17 protein-coding genes and 3 pseudogenes are annotated in these 18,582 nt (G+C 57.6%); 11 read left to right on the top strand and 9 right to left on the bottom strand.

Annotated features, from left to right (window positions below; translation table 11 throughout):
- Positions 1 to 115: 115 nt before the first annotated feature.
- A pseudogene (locus WM94_RS30915) lies at positions 116 to 271 on the top strand (Cys-tRNA(Pro) deacylase); the annotation flags it as partial.
- A 15-nt stretch (positions 272 to 286) separates the two neighbouring features.
- Here WM94_RS30915 and WM94_RS29655 read toward each other — a convergent pair.
- From WM94_RS29655 to WM94_RS23465, 8 genes and pseudogenes are all read right to left on the bottom strand, one after another.
- Positions 287 to 619: pseudogene (locus WM94_RS29655) on the bottom strand (IS66 family transposase); the annotation flags it as partial.
- Positions 620 to 657: 38 nt separating this feature from the next.
- Positions 658 to 1,002, bottom strand: coding sequence for an IS66 family insertion sequence element accessory protein TnpB (gene tnpB, locus WM94_RS23435; RefSeq protein WP_041506139.1), 345 nt, complete (start codon positions 1,000 to 1,002; stop codon positions 658 to 660).
- Positions 1,003 to 1,090: 88 nt separating this feature from the next.
- A pseudogene (locus WM94_RS30920) lies at positions 1,091 to 1,339 on the bottom strand (helix-turn-helix domain-containing protein); the annotation flags it as partial.
- 357 nt (positions 1,340 to 1,696) lie between these two features.
- Positions 1,697 to 2,173, bottom strand: a complete 477-nt coding sequence (locus WM94_RS23445; protein ID WP_041506140.1) for a cytochrome P460 family protein — start codon at positions 2,171 to 2,173, stop codon at positions 1,697 to 1,699.
- A 651-nt stretch (positions 2,174 to 2,824) separates the two neighbouring features.
- Complete coding sequence (locus WM94_RS23450; protein WP_041506141.1) at positions 2,825 to 3,232, bottom strand: TetR/AcrR family transcriptional regulator; 408 nt, start codon at positions 3,230 to 3,232, stop codon at positions 2,825 to 2,827.
- Positions 3,229 to 5,118, bottom strand: a complete 1,890-nt coding sequence (locus tag WM94_RS23455) for a hypothetical protein (RefSeq protein WP_061552223.1) — start codon at positions 5,116 to 5,118, stop codon at positions 3,229 to 3,231. Before WM94_RS23455 ends, WM94_RS23450 begins: the two co-directional genes overlap by 4 nt.
- On the bottom strand, positions 5,115 to 6,791 hold the full coding sequence (locus WM94_RS23460; protein ID WP_041506143.1) for a hypothetical protein: 1,677 nt from the start codon (positions 6,789 to 6,791) through the stop codon (positions 5,115 to 5,117). The genes WM94_RS23455 and WM94_RS23460 overlap by 4 nt, the downstream gene beginning before the upstream one ends.
- Positions 6,791 to 7,936: a site-specific integrase gene (locus WM94_RS23465; RefSeq protein WP_041506144.1), complete on the bottom strand. Its 1,146-nt coding sequence runs from the start codon at positions 7,934 to 7,936 to the stop codon at positions 6,791 to 6,793. Before WM94_RS23465 ends, WM94_RS23460 begins: the two co-directional genes overlap by 1 nt.
- An 89-nt stretch (positions 7,937 to 8,025) precedes the next feature.
- On the opposite strand from WM94_RS23465, the gene umuC reads away from it, so the two are divergent.
- Complete coding sequence (gene umuC, locus WM94_RS23470) at positions 8,026 to 9,282, top strand: translesion error-prone DNA polymerase V subunit UmuC (RefSeq protein WP_061552224.1); 1,257 nt, start codon at positions 8,026 to 8,028, stop codon at positions 9,280 to 9,282.
- Positions 9,283 to 9,290: 8 nt separating this feature from the next.
- On the opposite strand, the gene WM94_RS23475 is transcribed toward umuC, so the two are convergent.
- Complete coding sequence (locus WM94_RS23475) at positions 9,291 to 9,878, bottom strand: hypothetical protein (protein ID WP_061552225.1); 588 nt, start codon at positions 9,876 to 9,878, stop codon at positions 9,291 to 9,293.
- A gap of 946 nt (positions 9,879 to 10,824) precedes the next feature.
- Between WM94_RS23475 and WM94_RS30265 the strand changes: the two genes are divergently transcribed.
- From WM94_RS30265 to WM94_RS23520, 9 genes are read left to right on the top strand one after another with little or no spacing between them, the layout of a single operon-like run.
- Positions 10,825 to 11,523 carry a hypothetical protein gene (locus tag WM94_RS30265; protein WP_061552234.1) on the top strand — a complete coding sequence of 233 codons (699 nt, stop codon included), beginning with the start codon at positions 10,825 to 10,827 and terminating at the stop codon, positions 11,521 to 11,523.
- A gap of 10 nt (positions 11,524 to 11,533) precedes the next feature.
- The gene (locus WM94_RS23485; protein WP_061552226.1) at positions 11,534 to 12,292 is read left to right on the top strand and encodes a TIGR03759 family integrating conjugative element protein; all 759 of its coding nucleotides are present in this window, start codon (positions 11,534 to 11,536) and stop codon (positions 12,290 to 12,292) included.
- A complete protein-coding gene (locus WM94_RS23490; RefSeq protein WP_061552227.1) occupies positions 12,277 to 12,837 on the top strand; it encodes a lytic transglycosylase in 561 nt (186 codons plus the stop codon). Before WM94_RS23485 ends, WM94_RS23490 begins: the two co-directional genes overlap by 16 nt.
- A 53-nt stretch (positions 12,838 to 12,890) precedes the next feature.
- A complete protein-coding gene (locus WM94_RS23495) occupies positions 12,891 to 13,364 on the top strand; it encodes an integrating conjugative element protein (RefSeq protein WP_061552233.1) in 474 nt (157 codons plus the stop codon).
- 8 nt (positions 13,365 to 13,372) lie between these two features.
- Entirely contained in the window at positions 13,373 to 13,621 is a 249-nt protein-coding gene (locus WM94_RS23500) for a hypothetical protein (RefSeq protein WP_177342426.1), read from the top strand.
- 1 nt (position 13,622) lies between these two features.
- A complete protein-coding gene (traD, locus tag WM94_RS23505) occupies positions 13,623 to 15,839 on the top strand; it encodes a type IV conjugative transfer system coupling protein TraD (protein WP_061552229.1) in 2,217 nt (738 codons plus the stop codon).
- A 10-nt stretch (positions 15,840 to 15,849) separates the two neighbouring features.
- Positions 15,850 to 16,599 (top strand): TIGR03747 family integrating conjugative element membrane protein, encoded by a 750-nt coding sequence (locus tag WM94_RS23510; RefSeq protein WP_061552230.1) that lies wholly within the window; start codon positions 15,850 to 15,852, stop codon positions 16,597 to 16,599.
- An 11-nt stretch (positions 16,600 to 16,610) separates the two neighbouring features.
- Positions 16,611 to 18,080 (top strand): UvrD-helicase domain-containing protein, encoded by a 1,470-nt coding sequence (locus WM94_RS23515; protein WP_061552231.1) that lies wholly within the window; start codon positions 16,611 to 16,613, stop codon positions 18,078 to 18,080.
- 18 nt (positions 18,081 to 18,098) lie between these two features.
- A complete protein-coding gene (locus WM94_RS23520; RefSeq protein WP_061552232.1) occupies positions 18,099 to 18,404 on the top strand; it encodes a hypothetical protein in 306 nt (101 codons plus the stop codon).
- The last annotated feature ends 178 nt before the right edge of the window (positions 18,405 to 18,582 follow it).

Raw genomic sequence — 18,582 nt, forward strand, 5'->3', positions numbered from 1 at the left:
AATGCCCCCCCTGCGTCGCTGCGCTCCGACTGCCCGGCCGGATGGCCGTGGAACAGGTGGCCAGATGGCCGTGGAATGCCTGGCCAGATGAGAGCGGACTGGGTGGCCGGATGGCGTGGAATCCGCACGCAGTTACGAACATTATCCCAAGGCAGCGTCTTATGGGCTGGAGCCCGCGGAGAACTTCGGATTGGACCTACGCAAGTGTTCAAGGCATTGCTGGGCGGCTACTGAGAAGTTCGAGTTGCCGGTAGCCGTGGTGCCGGTCGTTTGGCACTGACGGCAGGCGAAGTTTCCCACCGCAACCAGAACATTGTGATTCGGGCTGATGGACGTGAATTTCGCGAGGCAGGTGTTCAGGTAATGGCTTGCGCCGAGAGATAGGGCGAGGTGGCGGTTCGGTTGGCGGCGTCAGTTCCGTCTGGCTGACTTGCAACTCTTCAAGACTCAGTTGGAGCTGATCGATCATCGCGTCCAGTTGCTCGGAGCTGCGACCGAACTGCGTACGACGCAGCTTGGCGATCATCATTTTCAAGCGCTCAATCTCTGCCCGCTGGGCAGAGACCAGAGCCTTCAAGACTTGAAGATCGTTAGGCAGAGAGTCGGTCGCGAGAGTCATGACCGAATGTTACTTGGGATTTTTTTCAGCGTGGCAAGTCAGACCGCGAGGACAGGTGCTGTACGAATTGGCCTGCGCCAATCAATGCCTTCCAACAGCATCGACAACTGCGCAGCCGTCAGCGACACGCTGCCGCTGGTTGCTTGCGGCCAGACGAAGCGCCCTTGTTCCAGCCGTTTGCAAAACAGGCACAACCCGTCGCCGTCCCACCACAGCAATTTGATCCGGTCACCGCGCCGTCCGCGAAAGGCGAAAATCTGACCGGAGAACGGATCGGCTTTAAGCTGAGTCTGCACCAGTGCGGCTAAACCGTCGAAGCCACGGCGCATGTCCGTGACACCGGCGGCGATCCAGATGCGGGCTCCAGCGGGAGGAGAAATCATCGCAATAACTGCTGCAAGATGAGTTGCAGGGTCTGCGGGTCAGGCGTGCCAGTGATGCGCAGCTTACGGGCTGCCCATGCCCGAAGGTTCTGAAGCTAACCAGTATCTTTTTTTCGACTTGGTTGAGACTGTCGGCAGAAATCGGCGTATTCGTGCCGGTGAGCACGAAGAGAATGTCTACACCGTGATTCGTGATGGCTGCGAGATAATCAGCTTTAGGCATGCGTTTGCCACTTTCGTATTTGCCTTCAGCGTTTGCCTCCACACCACCTAATTGACCAAACGCACGTTGCGAAAGACGTAAGCGCTCCCTTTCGCTTCGTAATCGACAGCCAATTCAATCCATATGAATACTCAAACAAGTAAGCTCTATTCGTTAGGGTTGTAAATTGATTCAGCCTGAACCAATTTTAACCAGTATGAATGATTTTGAACCATGTCACGCTTGGAGCAGCGCCGCGTAAAGGGCAAACGTCCGAGCATCATGACGACCACCCAACAAGGTAAATCCGACCAAGAGTTTCATTCTTGAGAGATTGCGTTACCCCCGCCACATCAATTGAAGGCTTCAGCTAGCAGGCGAATATGAAGTCTGCGTTAATTTGAGAAAAGTCGCATTAATTTCAGAAACCTTATTGAACCATTGGCTCATTTGTCACTCTGAGACCACCGCAAAACTGTCGATGTTTCTCGCTCAGTCACGCAAGCGGCTGAACACGTAGTCGTGATCTTTTTGCGGGGTATGGCAGGCAAAGCAGGCGGTCGTCGCCTTGGCACGCACGACGCGATTGGCTGAGTCACCGCTGCCGAAGCCTTCGAACCCCCAGCCCCCCGTCGCACTGAACTGCTTCGCATCCTTGTGCATGACGCCCACAACCTTGCGCGCTCCTTCGGTCACAGCATTGTCGGCCCGCTTCGCGTCCAGCAAATCGAACACGATGACCGCGCCATCCGGAAACTTACCTGATCGGTAACCTTCCATCGCTTGCTTATTGGCATACAGGTGATGGATGCCGCCGAAGGCTTCGTAAAGCGGATGTCCCTGGTCAATGACCATACTCTTGACGTGGTGCCAGTCGCGGTAGCCGGTCGGGTACGGCACTTCCGCATCTGTCGCCAGGACAGGGTTGACGAGGGTTGCCAGTGTCAGTGCAGCGAGTAAGCGCTTCATGGTTGCCTCAGTACTTCAGTCCGCGAGCGCGGCACCGAAGTTGATGTGAATGATTGGTGGTCGATACCAGCGCAGGTGCCGACTTCACGCTAAACCCCTCCGCCTGGGCGATGCGTCCTTGCTGATCACCGAGAAGCGTCACTGCAACCTGATTGCGCGCCGGGTCGAGAGCGCTGGAGTACTGCTGTTCTACAGACACTACATCGGAGAGCTGTTGTAAAAAACAGAGCCTTGCTCATGTCCGACTCCTCTATCGCTGGCTTTAGAGCATCGCCACGATGCATTACTGGAATTAGAGCTTGCTACCTCTATCTCGTCAAATTATGCATCGAGGAACACTGGTGTTGAGGGGACCTGCTGCTCAATGGGTTGCCGACCGATACGTTGCCAGATCACATTCCCACTGAACAGCAGTCGCATCACTTGCACACAATCGCCCTTAGCGTTGGGATCAGGAAGGTGTGTTGGACGGACGGTTATGGGCACACTTCTTGAAACGATTCGTCTGCGGCATGTTGTTTGGCTGACACTCCCCAGTGATTTTTTTGTAAGTCCTTCCCTTCTGGCAGATTCCGTCCGACGGACAGAACATACTTGGAGGGAGTATCAGAGCATTTTCGTAGCACATTTAGAGAGCGAGAGCTTACGGAATTACAACTTGCCCGAGGGTAGATCTACTACCTTGGGGTCGCTCTGCTTTGCCTTTAGAACACGGGTCTCGGCTATCAATACCTCGTTAATCGAGGCGAGGTTGGCAATCTTCACGCGTAGCTCCTCATTCTCTTGGCGGAGCATTCGATTTTTCTCGCGTTCAGCCAAGAGATCCTGGTGTTTCACATCCCGCTGAGCACGACTCGAACGTCCCTGAGCTTCACGGATCGCTTCGGCGATATTTGGGTAGTGATTGTGGATCAGCGCCGTCGAAACACCGGCCTCACGCGCCACCGCGGCGATGGTGACCTTGGATTCTCCGGTGTGCGTCCGACCACGCTGGATGCGCGCGAGCGCGAGTTGCAAATCCCGCTCGCGGGCGTCCGAGGGCTTGCGTTTGATCGTCATACTACGTTCGCCTCCGGGTCGTATCCAAGCTGCATAAGCACGTCACGACAGCGATCCAAATCACGCAATACGCGCTGTCGACCACCGTCACCAATATCGTTGCAATCCAACAACCCCTTCAAGTTGCCATAAAGACGCTGGTAGATACCAACATGGGCACCTCCAATCACGGCGTTGTTGCAGTCGCCGCAGCGCGTTCGCTCCATGGTGTTGCCGACGCAACGATCATCGGCGGCGGTACACCAGGCATGACCATTACTTCGAATCGCGGTGCTCTCAGCAATCGAGGTCACCATCGAGGCGTGGTTCTTGAAGATCGCGAGGTTCGCCGAATCGCGCTGCCAATGCTTGATCGATCGACCGTAGCCGCCAGTCAGTGGTGTGTCCCCCAGCCAAGTACCGACGACCTCGGACTTGATGTCTTCGAGTTCTGACTGGATGTCTTCGTACAGTTCGATATCGAGATGCTGCCCCCAATCTTGATCCATGGCGTAGCCCAAGGTCATGTCCATGGACCAGTGCGCGAAATGCTCACGCAGGTAACGCAGGTCGCCAAACTGGCTATGCGCTGCGTAGTTGGCGAATTTACGGCGAAATTGATGGCTGGCTAAGATCCAGATCAGACCACAGCTCTTCGCGAACGCTTTGAGGCACATGTTCCATGCCGAACCCGAGAGGGTACGAACTTGATTACGCTTCGTGGCAGCCACCCCGAGAAAGAGAGCCTGCTGATGCTTCTGCGCCGTGGCGATTTGCGGATCACTCGAGTTAAGCATTCTTCGCTCGGCGATCTCAGCGTCGATCATCGCCTGGTACGGCTCGGCCCAACGCTCCATTAGGCGCAACACGTGCACAGCAATTTCTGGAATCATCCAGTCGTGCACGCCGGTATCGGTTTTTTCCGATGTGGAGCGCAGCCAGTGGAAGACCGTGCCTTCATCGTCTTCCGTACGGTGGTGCGCGCCAGATTTTACGTTGGCCAACTCATGATTCCGGCAACCGGAGGTGCTGGCCAGAACGATATAGGAGGCAGTTCTCAAATCTTTAATCGCTTGGTTGAATGTCTCAAGCCCGCCTTCCCACCCAAGAGCCGTCAGCTGGCGAACCTTATGCTCCTGAACTGATCTGATCACCTGTCCCTTGCGCGCTACTGCGACGCTATCGAGGGCGTCGCGCAGATCGAGCAGACGCTCACCGCGCTGAACCTGTTCATAGGCCTTCTCGAACAAAGTACAAAACACCTCATCTGGTATCAACGGCGTTTTGCCGGCCTCACTGTTGAGGGAGGCTCTACCGGCCAGGGCTCTCGCCGATGTATCAGGCCAGGGATGTCTTGGGATTGGGTCGTTGGTGTACTGACTGAGTTCATGAAGCGCCTCGACTGACATAAAACGACGTTCAAGGGCCGCCGGAGACAGCGCCTGCCCCCGATTGCGACGCGTCTGTCGGATCTCCTTGCACTCGGCGACGTAATTTGCACAGATCATGGGCGTTACAGCGCCGAAGTGACCGAGCTTAAGCGCGCTTAGATACCGTAGAAAGGGCAATACATTTTCAAAAACATTGCGCAAAGTACTTGCCACGGGACGCTTCTGCCCTGCGCGACCGCGCCGTAGGTAGCGGTACAAGAGGGACTTCATCACCGTTACAAACGCAGCGGGTACTCGATTGAAGTCCAAATTCCTCATGTTGTCCGGTACATTGCTAGTCAACCCTTCGAGCGGCCAAATGTTGTCGCGATAGCGACTGAGGATGACCCAGTGGCCATCAACATGGATGGCGCTGACAATGAGTGCTTCGCGGTCGCCCTCGGGCAACTCACGTATATCCCCTGGTTGTAGTTCGATGCTTGCCCAAGGCAACATGGCCACATTGCTTTTGCTCATGCAAACATCTCCAGACTTTCCACTACATCGGACGACCAAAACGGGTGCGGATCGCGGCGAGCCTGCTCGCGAGCAGCTTCAACGACGGCCGATTTGAAGGTTCCACGCCGCAGCCCTTCAGCCACGATATAGTCGTCAATCAATCGAGGAATATGCGCGTATTCCTGCGCCCAACGCCGCTTGTTCATGCGGGTACGCTCCGCAAACACACGGAAGTAAAAACTAAATAGCCGGTGCAAATCGTCTCCCGTGACCGCGTAATGTTTGCATCGCAGACAGTTGAGGAATGAGAAGCACGCTTCCCCCTCACGTTTTGGTGCATATTGGCCGTTCACCGGATCACCACAGCGCCCCATTGGGGTAGTTTTGTAAGTAGCGCCAATGGTCCGGCTGAGCAGTTCCTGAACCATTATCTCGCCCATAAACTGCCAGTTGCGCCTCGCGTCTGCGCTAGGTGCCAAGTAATTTCGTCCGGCCACCTGTGGTGTGTTACCAAGCGCGATGGCCGTGGTCATCAGGTCACCCGCGAGCAATTCGAATATTCGGTTGGCAAACGTTTTACGTAGTCGAGAGATGTTGATGCGCAGCGGCCGACCATCCGTATCGACGAGTCCATAATCAGTCACCAATTTTTTGGCCGCTAGTTTCAACGCTGAATCCGTCAGGACAATGACCGTGCCGACGCCTGGACCACGGTGCACGCGATACAGCCAAACGCAATCCTTGATGTCGTTCGGAGCCTCCGCACGCAGCGTTTCACTGTGAGCAAGGACACGGCGGATCAGGCGTTCAATGTTGGTTTTGATGGTTGGGGTCGACTCCAGACGACGCTCAGTGGCGCTCTCTGCGCGCAGAGCCACTTTACTGCTGCTGTGTCCGCGACGTTTCCAGAGGACCAAAAAGACACTGTTGTCTTTGGGGTGAGCGCGCAGGCAATCGTGCCCCATCTCCAGCAGCGGCGTGGCGTTACGCCCGGTGTGCAGCGCAACGGTCAACAAGGCATAAGCCAGTAGCTCACCTGTCACAACGGCGTCTTCATTCCAGATTGGCAGGGTCGCCTGTTTTAATGCTGAGGTGAACGCTTGTCGCTGACGTTTCGGTAGTGGCGTTTCCCCCTTACTCTTGCCACTGTTTGGGAACGGGTTTCGCGGAAACGTCGCATCGTCCCCTGTGGTGACCAACGAAATTATCCCTCTGCGGCCCAACGCGTGAAGGACGCACTTCATACCGGTGTAGTGAGTACTCTGGCTAAGCGTGGTAATGCCCAATCCAGCAAGGTAGCCAAGAAAATCGTCAATCAATGCGCGATCGATGGCGTTCAGGGTCAACTCACGGCTGAGCGCGGTTGCACGCAAAATCATGAAGTTAAGGAAGTGGCGTAAACCGCCTTTACAGAAGCTTGCTACGGTACTCGCTTCGACCCCAGTGTCCTGCTGGGCCAGAAAGCGTTCAGTCTGTCGCTGACAGGCATACGTGATTGAATCGATACCCACGCCGTACCAGAAAGCGAAGTCGATGCCTCGGGAACGCGTGGCATTCCTTCCGAAATTGACCTTTGTGTGGACAGGTGGAATCACTTCGGGCAGAACAATGACAGACCCGTTCGCGTCGTGACTATGCTCGACTTGCGGGATATTGAGGTCGGTCTTTAAGAAGACCTTGCGCTTCCCCATTAAACAGCTCCCAAGTCGTCAGACAGTTCATCGTCGTAAGCCAGCACCGCGTTGTCGGCCAGTTCGTTGACCAAGTGCAGGTACACCATCGTCGTCTGGATCGAACTATGACCGAGCTGCCGCTGCACAAACACGAGCGGTTCCAGGCTGCTGCCATTGCGCTGAAGGGCGACCAGAGTATGGGTCGCGTAGGTGTGGCGAAGCATGTGCGTATGAACCTTGATATCCGCACGCTTGCCAATTTCTCGGACAATGCGTTCGATGCGTTTACCATCATCGGCGTAGGGCTCACCGAACTGATTCAAGAACAGCGATTTGTGTTGAGTACGACTCAGTGAAGCCCGCTCACCACGAACCTGCACTACATACCGGTACAGATCCGCGAGAAAGCGTCGACTGATATAGATGTCACGCGGCTTGCTTCCCTTCGTTCGCATTCCGTGACCATCGTGTGGATCAAGGCGAATCCGGATGTTGCGCTCGTGCCTACCGGCTTTGTCCGGATCGAAGACATACGCCAACGGAAAAGAGGCGATTTCCGCTCGCCGCAGGCCAGTCTGAAGTCCAAGTCGAATCATCATTCGGTGATGCGGATTTTCCGCCTTCTCCAGCAACTCCTTAATCTCATCCATGCTGAGGAACTTCGGCAGCACCCGATGCTGACGCGGCATGACGTCGTTCACCATTGCCTTTCCGCCGCTGGCATCGATGTGTGCAAGAAAGCCGGGAGCCCGCTTGATCTTCCGCTCCTCATAACCAAACGGCAGTCTGCTCACCCATTCCTGCTGCTGGGCATACTCATAAAACTTGCAGATATAGTGGAGTCGTTGCCGGGTTGTTGATCGGGCCAACTGACACTCCACCAGGCAGTAGTCCCGGTAACCGGCAACGACACTCTTGGCCTCGCCACGATCTACGTCTCGCCAGTCGAGCTCATGTGCCTGAAGGAAACTGAAAAAGTCGTAAAGAGCACGCCCCGTGCTTGGCCAAGATTTCCGCGACCCAATGGCTCCCCGCAATAGAAAGTGGCGCATGAATTCATTGGCAGGAACGCAACTGTCCATCGTGTCCCAAAGCAAGATCGGAAAGCCTGGATACGGGCGACCGCCAATCACCAAGAGTTCAGTAGCCCACACAAGCTCCATCAACCGCCCCCCCAACCTATGATCTAAACCAATGCTTCTATGGTTGCTTTCTAAATTACTGTTTATAAAGTACTTACCTTCTAACTTTTATCAAGCCCCAGAACAACTCATTCTACGCGAGCTGCGAGCGAGTGTTCCGGCCGGATCTGGCCAAGATTCCCATCGTGGTGCTGAGCAACAATGATGGCTGTGTGATTGCCAGGTCCTACGATGCCAAGCCGTTCGTGAAGATGGGAGAGCCCTATTTCCAAGTCAGGGAGAAGCTGCGCCGGCATGGCATCGTGGCGTTCTCGTCCAACTATGCGCTATATGGCGACATGAGCGAACGGGTTATGTCGCTAATCGAGTCGATGGTGCCGGCGGCCGAGGTCTATTCGATCGACGAATGCTTCGCAGATCTCACGGGCGTGCAGGGGAACCTGACCCAGTTCGGCCGGGAGGTGCGCGCCAAGGTGCTGCACTGTACCGGTATCCCCGTCGGTGTGGGGATCGCCCGCACCAAGACCCTGGCAAAGCTCGCCAACCACACTGCCAAGCGGCTGCAGGCGCATACGGGCGGGGTGGTCGATATCACTGATGACTTCAAGCGGGACTGGGTGTTGCGTAACACTGAGGTGAAAGAGGTCTGGGGCATTGGCCGGCGGATGACGGCACACCTGGAGGCGATGGGCATCCGCATGGCCATGGACCTAGCAAAGGCAGACCCGCGGATGTTGCGCGACAAGTTCAGCGTGCTGGTGGAAAAGACCGCCCGCGAGCTCGCCGGCACACCTTGCCTCGAGCTGGATGAGGCGGAGCCGCCGAAGCAGGAGATCTGCTGCAGTCGGATGTTCGGCAAGCGGCTGACGGAGCTGGCCCCGATCAAGCAAGCGGTGGCCACCTATGCAGCCCGAGCAGCCGAGAAGCTGCGCGCCCAGGGGGCGGTTTGCAAACGCATGCGAGTCTCAATCCGCACCGGTATGTTCAACCCCAACGAGCTGCATTTGGCGAAGGGGGCGTTGGTAGAGCTGCCTTACCCTACGAACGACACACTATTACTTACGCGGGCGGCGACCGAGGCTGCGGAGAAGGTCTATCAGGACGGTTATCGCTACAGCAAAGCTGAGGTGCTACTGTTCGACCTACGGCAACCAGGCCAGTTCACCGACGATCTGTTCGCGGCAACCCAGCCAGTTGCCTGCGATCGCCTGATGTCGGTCATGGATGGCATAAACCAGCGGTACGGCAAAGGCACACTGAGGTCTGCCAACGTTCCAAGAAGCCCTGAGTGGGGTATGCGTCGGGAGCTCCTGAGCCAGTCGTTCACAACCCGGTTGGATCAGCTATGGCGGGTCTACTGTAGGTAATCACAATCTCAGGTAAGGATGAATAGGTTTGAATATTCACGCCAAAGGCTCGAAAACTGGTCCAGATCAGTAGTATTGCTGGACACCCTGAATTTCAGCGTGCCAGAAGAATCAATAGGCGCCGGCTTCGTAAGAACCCTGCTCTCAAGATCATAGTGACTCAATAGTTTCTCATCCGTGGGATTGCGGGGGGTAGGATAGCGGCCAGCCCACATCACTGACGCTTCGTAAAAATCAAGAATCTGCTTTCGCTCCTCGTCTAGGTCGAGGCCAAGCATTCGATGCAGCCTGTGCAGGACGTGAGTCTCCACCTCCTTCTGTGGTGTGGCACGCTGGACCAGCACTGCCTTCATGATGAGTTCCAGTGAGAGCCCGCACAGCATGTGATAAACCGGCCAGCAGGCCACCTTCATACTGAAACCACTTCCGTGGCCAAGCGCCTGAGCAATTGCTTTGTCCTGCGATCCCATCGCGTGCCATAGCGCACCTGCAGAGGCTAGCAAGTCTGAGGCTCGGTTCAGCCAGTGATTGGGGTGGCTCCTGTCCTCTACGAGCGTTGGTCGAGATGCAAGCCAGCCTTCGTAATCGTGTTCCATCTCGTTCTCCACAAACAGCCATCACCTGAAAGCAAAAAGCCCCGCCCAGGCGAACCAGGACGGGGCTTCCCCACTAATTAGAACAAGTCTTCATAATGGTCCCGTAGGAAATCGTACAGCCTGAAAGCTCTGTAACCATTCCAAACGAGGTCCCACAAACGTCTGAATTTAGACATTTCGGCCTCCTAAGTAGGCAAGGCCGAACCTCCAGCGCTTTTTCCAGAACACATAGCGCCTTCGAGTTACCGTTGATGGTCCCTGTGAGGTGGCCGGTTGAGAACCCCCGGATGGTCATCTGGCGCGGGTTCCTACGCCGCGTCTGGGGGATGAAACTGTTGCGTAACTGGCCACCTGCATCGGGCAACGTGAGTGCAGGCAGCGCCATAATAGCTGCAAATCTGGCATTGTGCGATCATGGGCGGAAGCAGTCGGCTTTTAGCCAGCCAGAAAAAAGTGTCGGTTTTCTGGCCACCGAAAACGGCCGCTACGTTCATCGCATGCCAAAACGCAATCCCGGTCGGACCACCACCATTTGCAAATCGTAATTTACGAACGTAAACTGAACGCACGTTGATGGTCCCTGTGAGGACTCGCAATTCAGCCCCCTAACCTGGATTGCACAAAACCGCCTTCCCTAAAGGCGGTTTTTTTTTGCCTGCTGGAAAGTGAATCCAGTGTAACCCACTGATAGCTGGTTCTAAACATTCGGGGCAATCGTTCACTGGTCGTTGGCCGAAGAAGCTGTTTGTCCAAAACGCTCGTACTGAACGTACGGCGGTCGCAGAGCGACCTTGACTGCCAGGTTGGGTTTTCAGTCGCGGCGCTCGCCAGCAGATGGTGGGCCCTTCGGCATCGATCAATAAATTCCACGCGTACGGGCTAAGTATTTTCTGCTGAAACAGGATCATGGTTGCGCGAGGGTGTACTCGGCTTCGAGAGGACACCCATGAAACTGCCGATCCGGAAACATCTGCCCATTGCTACGGGACTGCTCATCCTGGGCGCCATCATTGCATTCCAGCAGTACCAGCTGTCGACTCTCTCTCGCACTGTGAATGGAGCAGCAGAGAAAGTCTCCATCGACGCACTCCAGAACAGGGTGAGCGCGATCGATGATCGTCTCGACACTGTGTCAGGCAAACCTCTGGTCACGATGGAGGACTTCCGTATCAGCCAGCAGGCACTCTCGAGCCGGATTGATGCTGTGCAAGCCACGGCAAAGCAGGCCCACGAAGCTGTAGCTGAAGTCACGCGCTCATCCGCGACTGCGGGCGATCTCCTGGTACTGAAAGCTGACCTTGAGTCGCTTGACGGCAAACTGCAGAAAATGAGCAAGCCTCAGGCCCAGGCGACTGCATCAGCCCCTAAGGCCTCCCCCTCCAAACCGAAGGCGAAGCCCGCACCGGTTAAAGCCACGCCCATCCCGCAAGAGCCTCCGCCATTTCAGATGGTCGGTCTCGAATACCGAGGCGGCGAGCGCTTCCTGTCTGTTGCTCCCACCGGTAGCACGCGACTGAGCCAGATCTACCTGCTTAGGCCAGGCGAGGTGGTCAGTGGCAGCACCTGGCGCCTCAAGTCTGTAGATGAACGAACCGCAACCTTCGACGCCGGCGGCACAACCCGAACCCTGAGCATCCAGCCATGAGTAAAGCATCATGAATCTACCGATCGTTCGAGCCATCGCCTGCGTCTACGCATTTACTGCTGCGGGTATTGAGGCCGCGCCGCTTCCTTCAGCTACAGGAGGAGCGGCCCCCAGTGTTCAGCAGCTCACCAGCGAAAGCACCCTGTCGCAAGACAAGCTTCATGATAAAGCAGCGCAGGAGTGGGGCCTGACCTCCAAGGAATACGAGCGATATCAAGAGGTGATGCAAGGGCCTCGGGGGGTGTATTCGCCGGGGCTTGACCCGCTCACTGCACTCGGAATCGAAGCCCGATCGGATAGCGAGCGGCGCCGGTTTGCCGAGCTGCAGGTCCAGGCAGAGCGTCAGCGAGTCGACAGGGAGCTCGCCTATCAGCGAGCCTACGATGAGGCGTACCAGCGCCTGTTCCCAGGCATCAAAGCCATTGAGATTTCGGCCTCCCCTTCGGCCCGGGCAGGGTCCGGGAGCGGCCCAGCTCTGGAAGGCAATGGGCGCATGGCACTCTTCGTCAAAGACGACTGCCTGCCCTGCATCGACCAGGTCAAACGGTTGCAGGCGTCCCAGACGCCGTTTGACCTGTATTTCGTCGGCAGCCAGAACGACGATGAACGGATCCGCCGCTGGGCAATTCTCGCGGGTGTTGACCCGTCCAGCGTTAAAAGCCGACTGATCACACTCAATCATGACCAGGGCCGTTGGATTCGCCTCGGTCTCGGCGGCTCGCTGCCAGCGGCCGTGACGCAGGTGAACGGATCATGGCGCCGTCAATGAGTTGGTGGCAGCTCTGCCTTCTGCCGGTGCTACTGCTCGCCGGCAATACGTGGGGCGTGGAAGATCCGCCACCAGCTTACAAGGCGATCGCCATCAGGCACGGGGTTCCACCGGTTGTGCTCTATTCAGTGGCGCTGCAGGAGAGTGGCACCCGACTTCGGGGTCAGCTTGTGCCCTGGCCGTGGACGTTGAATGTCGCGGGCACCGGCTATCGCTTCGCCACCCGCGCAGATGCTTGCCGAGCGCTGTTGATCGCAATTGCGACGGCTGGGCCCGCTCGAGTCGACGTGGGACTGGGACAAACCAATATTCGCTCGAACGGGCATCGCTACAGCTTCCCCTGCGAAGGCCTGGACCCCTACAAGAACTTGACCGTGACCGCCCAGATCCTGGCTGAGCAAAAGGCCAAGGGTGGAACTTGGATCGATGCTGCCGGGCGGTATCACCGCCCGGCCGGCGGCGCGCCGGCAGCAAAGTACCGTGGCTACTTCGCGAAACATCTCAGCCGGGTCACCGGCATCAATTTCGAGGTACGGACCCCATGACATATCCCCACGCCTGGCGGTCACACGTCTTGCAAGCCCTAGCCTTCGCGATAATGACCAGCCTGGCCCTACCCACCAATGCTGACCAGCAAGCGGGGCTCACAGTAGTGGAGGACCGCGGCGGAGCATCCGCATTGCCCTACTACCAGGACATTGAACCCGAGCCTGCGCACGCTCCCCCAGCTGTGACTGGCGTCCGGGCTGGTGGGGCGTTCCCGGTGTCGACTCCAGAACTGAGCCCAGGCCCAGTACAGGGACGGGTCATCAATGCAGCTGGCCTGCAGCCGATGTTCATCGTCGGGGATGATCCAATGTCGCAGGCCTGGCTCAAGCAGAAACTGCCGGCACTTCAAGGCCTGCAGGCAGTGGGACTCGCCGTGAATGTCGGCAACGCTGCACGACTGCAAGAGATCCGCCGCTGGGCTCCCGGGTTGCAGGTGATGCCCGTTCCTGCCAGCGATATTGCGGGTCGCCTGGGGCTGCAGCACTACCCGGTGCTGATCACAGCCACAACCCTTCAGCAGTGAGACCCGGTATGCGCCCAACACGACCTGTATCGCCGGTGTTCACGCTGATCATCAGCCATCCCCTGCACCGACCCGGCCGGGAGCAAATGATCGAGCAGGTCCGCCACGTGAGCGAGCTCTACGGTGCGCGCCTAACCGGGATCTCCGAGCTCAATGAACACGCATTCGCCCAACGCCTGGCGGAACGGCTGACTCCGGACCAGGTCGAGGCGGCGCGCGCTGAAGCCGACGCCCTGACCTACACCTCGAGGAACTGAGATGGCGACATACACCCTTGAATCTCTGCTCCGCCCCCCGGTAGAACTGTTCACCACTGCCGTCTGCTATGTAGCGGCTGCGCTCTGCATTGGCGCACCCTGGGCTTTCGCCCTGACACCGCTGTTCGGGATTGTCGCCGCCCTGGGTTTTATCTACCTGGGCACCATTCGGCTCCTGCAAGCGCGGAGGGTCCTGCGCTACCAGGCGAATCTACGGCGGCTTCCCCACTACACTATGACCAGCGCTGAAATGCCGATCAGCAACGAGCGCCTGTTCATCGGTCGTGGATTCCGGTGGACACAGAAGCACACGCAACGCCTGGCCGACACCTACCTTCCCCAGTTCGCGGCCTACGTCGAGCCGACGAACCTTTATATGCGTGCGCGCTGGCTGGAAGAACGTCTGGAGTTCGCCCCCTTCCCACTGAAGCTGATCACCAAGGTCACTGGCTGGGACTCCAGCTGGAACCCCGCCAGGCCGCTGCCACCCGTGGGTGGCCTGCCCAGACTGCATGGGATCGAGCCTGATGAGCAGAACGTTAGCCTGCCTCTCGGTGAGCGCGTGGGCCACACATTGGTACTGGGAACCACACGGGTAGGCAAAACTCGCCTGGCTGAAGTTTTTATCACGCAGGACATTCGCCGAACGCATCGACGCGGCCCGCGAGTCCGTATGGGGCGCCGGAGCCAAACCTCCCATCGCTGGAGCCGGCGCCGGCGTGCAGAGGCACAGGCCGACCACGAGGTTGTGATCGTCTTCGATCCGAAAGGTGATGCGGACCTGCTTAAGCGCATGTACATCGAGTGCAAGCGCGCCGGACGCCTCGACGAGTTTTATGTGTTTCACCTGGGCTGGCCGGATATCTCCGCGCGCTACAACGCCATCGGCCGCTTTGGTCGGATCAGCGAAGTCGCCACCCGTATCGCAGGCCAGCTTTCCGGCGAGGGCAACTCTGCTGCGTTCCGGGAGTTTGCCTGGCGATTCGTCAACATCATCGCGCAGTCGCTGGTCGCCCTCGGCCGCCGCCCTGACTACGAACAGATCCGCCGGCACGTTATCAACATTGACGAGCTGTTCATCGAGTATGCGCAGAAGTACTTCGCGGAGCATGATCCAAAGGCCTGGCAAACCATCGTTGAAGTTGAAGGCAAGATCGATCGGAAGAACCTGTCATTTGCCATGAAGGACCGTCCGCTGCGCGTCGTGGCCATCGACATGTATTTGACCCAGAAACGCATCAACGACTCCGTCATGGATGGCCTACGCAGCGCCGTGCGCTACGACAAGACCTACTTCGACAAGATTGTCGCCTCCCTACTACCACTCCTGGAGAAGCTCACCACAGGTCGTATCGCTGAACTGCTCGCGCCCGACTACCTGGATCTCGCTGATCAGCGGCCGATTTTCGACTGGATGCAGGTAATTCGGAAGCGTGCGGTGGTCTACATCGGTCTAGATGCGCTGTCCGACACCGAGGTCGCTGCGGCGGTGGGCAACTCGATGTTCAGCGACCTGGTCTCTGTCGCCGGCCACATTTACAAGCATGGCATCGATGATGGTCTACCCGGCCATATGGCCGGTGGCAAGGTTCGCATTAACCTCCACGCTGACGAGTTCAACGAACTGATCGGGGACGAGTTCATCCCCATGGTGAACAAAGCTGGCGGCGCCGGCATGCAGGTCACCGCCTACACCCAGACCATGAGCGACATCGAGGCGAAGATTGGCTCGAAAGCCAAGGCCGGCCAGGTGATCGGTAACTTCAACAATCTGTTCATGCTGCGGGTCCGTGAAACTGCGACCGCCGAACTGCTGACCAACCAGCTGCCCAAGGTGCAGGTCTACAACAGCACGCCGGCGAGCAGTGCCAACGACTCGGTCAACGGGAAAACAGCATTCACCTCGAGCTCACATGACCAGGTGCAGTTGGCGAGCATGCCGATGATTGAGCCAGCCCACGTGGTCGGGCTTCCCAAGGGGCAAGCCTTCGCGCTCATTGAGGGTGGGAACCTCTGGAAGGTTCGCATGCCGCTTCCCGCGAACGACCCAGACGAGGTCATGCCCGGCAATCTGCAGGACCTGGCCGCGGGCATGCGACGATCGGCGGCGTCCTCGAGCGACTGGTGGGAGGCCCCGGGCTATCAGGAACTGAAATCTGCATTGCCCGAAGGCCTGGTTGAAGATTTCCGTCAGGTGGCCACCGATGACGCAGCTTGAGGTGTAGCCCATGGCAGACGACGTTTCAAAGAAAGCCGAACAGCAGCAGGAGCGACAGGAATCGCTGTTCAGCAAAATCTTCTGGTTCCCGTTCAACTTTCTCGGAGTGATGTTCGGCTCCCTGGTCGTCGCCATCCTGGTCGACTGGATATGCCTGTACTTCCTCTGGCCAGAAACCGGATGGCGACACGGTCAGCAGATGCTGGTCAGCGAGGTCAGCTGGTTATCTAAAGGCCTGGTCCACAGTGCCATCGTCCAAGAGCCGGGGCGCACCGCGACATGGCTGGTCACCGAAGCCTATGACTGGCTGATCGTTAAGACCGGAATGCTCAGCTGGGTTCAGGGGATGGAGTCGATCGCCCACGCCGGGCCCCGCAACGAGCTGGACATGCGCTACTGGGGCGCGCAAAGCGTCACAACGGTCCAGAACTATGCCCTGGCGGCTCTCTTCACCGTTCTGGTGTTTTGCGTCCGCCTGGTCGTGCTGCTGATGACCATACCGCTGTTCGCCATGGCGGCACTGACAGGTCTAGTCGACGGCCTGGTGCGTCGAGATCTGCGCAAATTCGGCGTTGGTCGCGAATCCAGCTACCTCTATCACAAGGCCCGCGCAACGATCATGCCGTTGGCTATTTTCCCCTGGACCTTCTATTTGGCGCTCCCGATCAGCATCAGTCCCATGCTGGTGCTGCTCCCCTGTGCCGCCCTTCTCGGTTTGTCCGTGAGCATTACGGCCGCGAGCTTCAAGAAGTATTTGTGAGGAAGAGAACGATGCAATGGACCCACGAGCAGTCGCCGATCATCCAGTCGGAGGCTCCGAAACTCCTCATCCAGGCCGGCGCCGGCAGTGGAAAGACCACCACACTGGTGGGATACGCTCAACATCACTCCCGACTGCGGATTCTCTATCTCTGCTACAACAAGTCGGTGGAGATCGCCGCACGGGGACGCTTCCCGCGCAACGTGGTGAACAAAACCGCACACGGCCTGGCATTCGCCGTCTATGGCACACAGTTCAGCCATAAGCAGACCAACAACTTGCGGCTGACCGACATCGCCCGTGCGATTGATACGCAGGACTGGGAGTTGGTCAGAGACGTGCTGACCACCCTCAACACCTACATGGCCAGCGCCGACGATCTTATCGAACGCTGCCACTTTCCGCGGTTCCGTGACCGCCCGATGCTTACCTCCGCCCAGGAGCGCTACCTGAAACAAGCGCTCGCAGCAGCGATGGGCATCTGGAAGCGAATGACTGACCTGCAGGACACAGCGGTGCAGATCACGCATGACGGATACCTGAAGCTGTACCAGTTGAGCAAACCCGATCTGAGCCAGCGCTTCGACTGTGTTCTGCTCGATGAGGGGCAGGACGTCAACCCCGTGATCGCAGACATTGTGCGCATTCAGCGCATTCGCAAGGTAGCAGTGGGTGATCGTCATCAGCAGATCTATCGCTTTCGAGGGGCGGAAGATGCTCTCAATGCCAGCTGGATGGCCGGGGCTGAGAAGCACTACCTGACCCAGAGCTTCAGGTTTGGGCCCGCAGTCGCCCATGTCGCCAACATCATCCTGTCCTATAAGGGAGAAACCAGGAAGCTGCAGGGACTGGGCGAGAAAACGTTGGTGAAGAAGGCGCTGCCGGCCGGACTGCCGCACAGGACGTACATTCATCGGACCGTCATCGGGGTGATTGAAAACGCACTGTGCCTGGTCGCCGAGAAACCCAAGATCTATTGGGTTGGCGGCATCGACAGCTACTCCGTGCGCAACCTCGAGGACCTGTTCTATTTCAGTCGACAGCAGCGCGACCTGGTCCAGAACAAAAAACTGCTCCGTGACTACCGGGACTATGCCCAGTACGTAGAAATCGCCGAGGTGAGCCAGGACAGCGAGATGATCCGCTCGATCAAGATCATCAACATGTATCCGGATTTGCCCCAGCGGATCTTGGCTCTACGCTCATGCACGGTGGACAAGGAGCTGGACGCAACCATCACCCTGACCTCTGCCCACAAGTCGAAAGGCCTGGAGTGGGATTTTGTCGGGCTCTTCGACGACTTCACGTCAGACCCGCTCTCACCCGATATCGATCCAGGCCGACGAGATGATGAGCTGAACCTTCTGTATGTAGCCGTCACCCGAGCGATGAAGATCCTGGCGATCAACAGTCTGGTGCTGTCCATCATGGAACGCTACGTCGACGCACTCGCCCCCGGGGCACGTCAAGCGCGCGGCTGATTAAGTAAAGGAGGAACCATGAGCAAAAAATTCGAACACCGCGCGGAGTTTGTCGCTATCCCATTCAAGAACGCGACTAGCGGCGCATGGATCTTCAAGAGCACGGAGCAAACGTTGGAACCCGATGTTGTGTCTCTCCTGGCCGAAGACGAGCCGCTGCAGAGGAAGATGCTCGAGCTCGGCGCCAATGGCTGGGAACTCGTCAGCACGCAGCCAGTGTGCCGAGGGGAGACCAAGATGGGCAATCAAAATGCCCAGGCCTGGTCCTATGGTTTTCCCATGCCGATCGGGTACCTACTCTTCCTCAAGCGCGAGATAGCTTGAACCAACTCTTGAAACCACGCGTCCATGGAACCGCAGCCACCGTGCCGCTAAGGATGCTCCGATCAACTTGTCGTGCAGCCGCGGCAAGTTGCAATTTTCCAGGCACCTACAGCGTCATTGGACGAAAAGTGACCGAAAAATCATGTACGGAGAGCTTTTTCGACCGGTTCTCCGTGTT

This window comes from Pseudomonas sp. ABFPK, assembly GCF_001586765.1.
Taxonomy (GTDB): domain Bacteria; phylum Pseudomonadota; class Gammaproteobacteria; order Pseudomonadales; family Pseudomonadaceae; genus Aquipseudomonas; species Aquipseudomonas asiatica.

Bases quoted from the DNA above. Each gene is read 5' to 3' on its own strand.
- WM94_RS23520 (WP_061552232.1), top strand. From the start codon at position 18,099: ATGAGCAAAAAATTCGAACACCGCGCGGAGTTTGTCGCTATCCCATTC.
- WM94_RS30265 (WP_061552234.1), top strand. From the start codon at position 10,825: ATGAAACTGCCGATCCGGAAACATCTGCCCATTGCTACGGGACTGCTC.
- WM94_RS23465 (WP_041506144.1), bottom strand. From the start codon at position 7,936: ATGGAGCTTGTGTGGGCTACTGAACTCTTGGTGATTGGCGGTCGCCCG.
- WM94_RS23495 (WP_061552233.1), top strand. From the start codon at position 12,891: ATGACCAGCCTGGCCCTACCCACCAATGCTGACCAGCAAGCGGGGCTC.
- WM94_RS23515 (WP_061552231.1), top strand. From the start codon at position 16,611: ATGCAATGGACCCACGAGCAGTCGCCGATCATCCAGTCGGAGGCTCCG.
- WM94_RS23510 (WP_061552230.1), top strand. From the start codon at position 15,850: ATGGCAGACGACGTTTCAAAGAAAGCCGAACAGCAGCAGGAGCGACAG.
- WM94_RS23455 (WP_061552223.1), bottom strand. From the start codon at position 5,118: ATGAGCAAAAGCAATGTGGCCATGTTGCCTTGGGCAAGCATCGAACTA.
- WM94_RS23460 (WP_041506143.1), bottom strand. From the start codon at position 6,791: ATGGGGAAGCGCAAGGTCTTCTTAAAGACCGACCTCAATATCCCGCAA.
- WM94_RS23475 (WP_061552225.1), bottom strand. From the start codon at position 9,878: ATGGAACACGATTACGAAGGCTGGCTTGCATCTCGACCAACGCTCGTA.
- traD (WP_061552229.1), top strand. From the start codon at position 13,623: ATGGCGACATACACCCTTGAATCTCTGCTCCGCCCCCCGGTAGAACTG.
- tnpB (WP_041506139.1), bottom strand. From the start codon at position 1,002: ATGATTTCTCCTCCCGCTGGAGCCCGCATCTGGATCGCCGCCGGTGTC.
- WM94_RS23490 (WP_061552227.1), top strand. From the start codon at position 12,277: ATGGCGCCGTCAATGAGTTGGTGGCAGCTCTGCCTTCTGCCGGTGCTA.
- WM94_RS23445 (WP_041506140.1), bottom strand. From the start codon at position 2,173: ATGAAGCGCTTACTCGCTGCACTGACACTGGCAACCCTCGTCAACCCT.
- WM94_RS23500 (WP_177342426.1), top strand. From the start codon at position 13,373: ATGCGCCCAACACGACCTGTATCGCCGGTGTTCACGCTGATCATCAGC.
- WM94_RS23485 (WP_061552226.1), top strand. From the start codon at position 11,534: ATGAATCTACCGATCGTTCGAGCCATCGCCTGCGTCTACGCATTTACT.
- WM94_RS23450 (WP_041506141.1), bottom strand. From the start codon at position 3,232: ATGACGATCAAACGCAAGCCCTCGGACGCCCGCGAGCGGGATTTGCAA.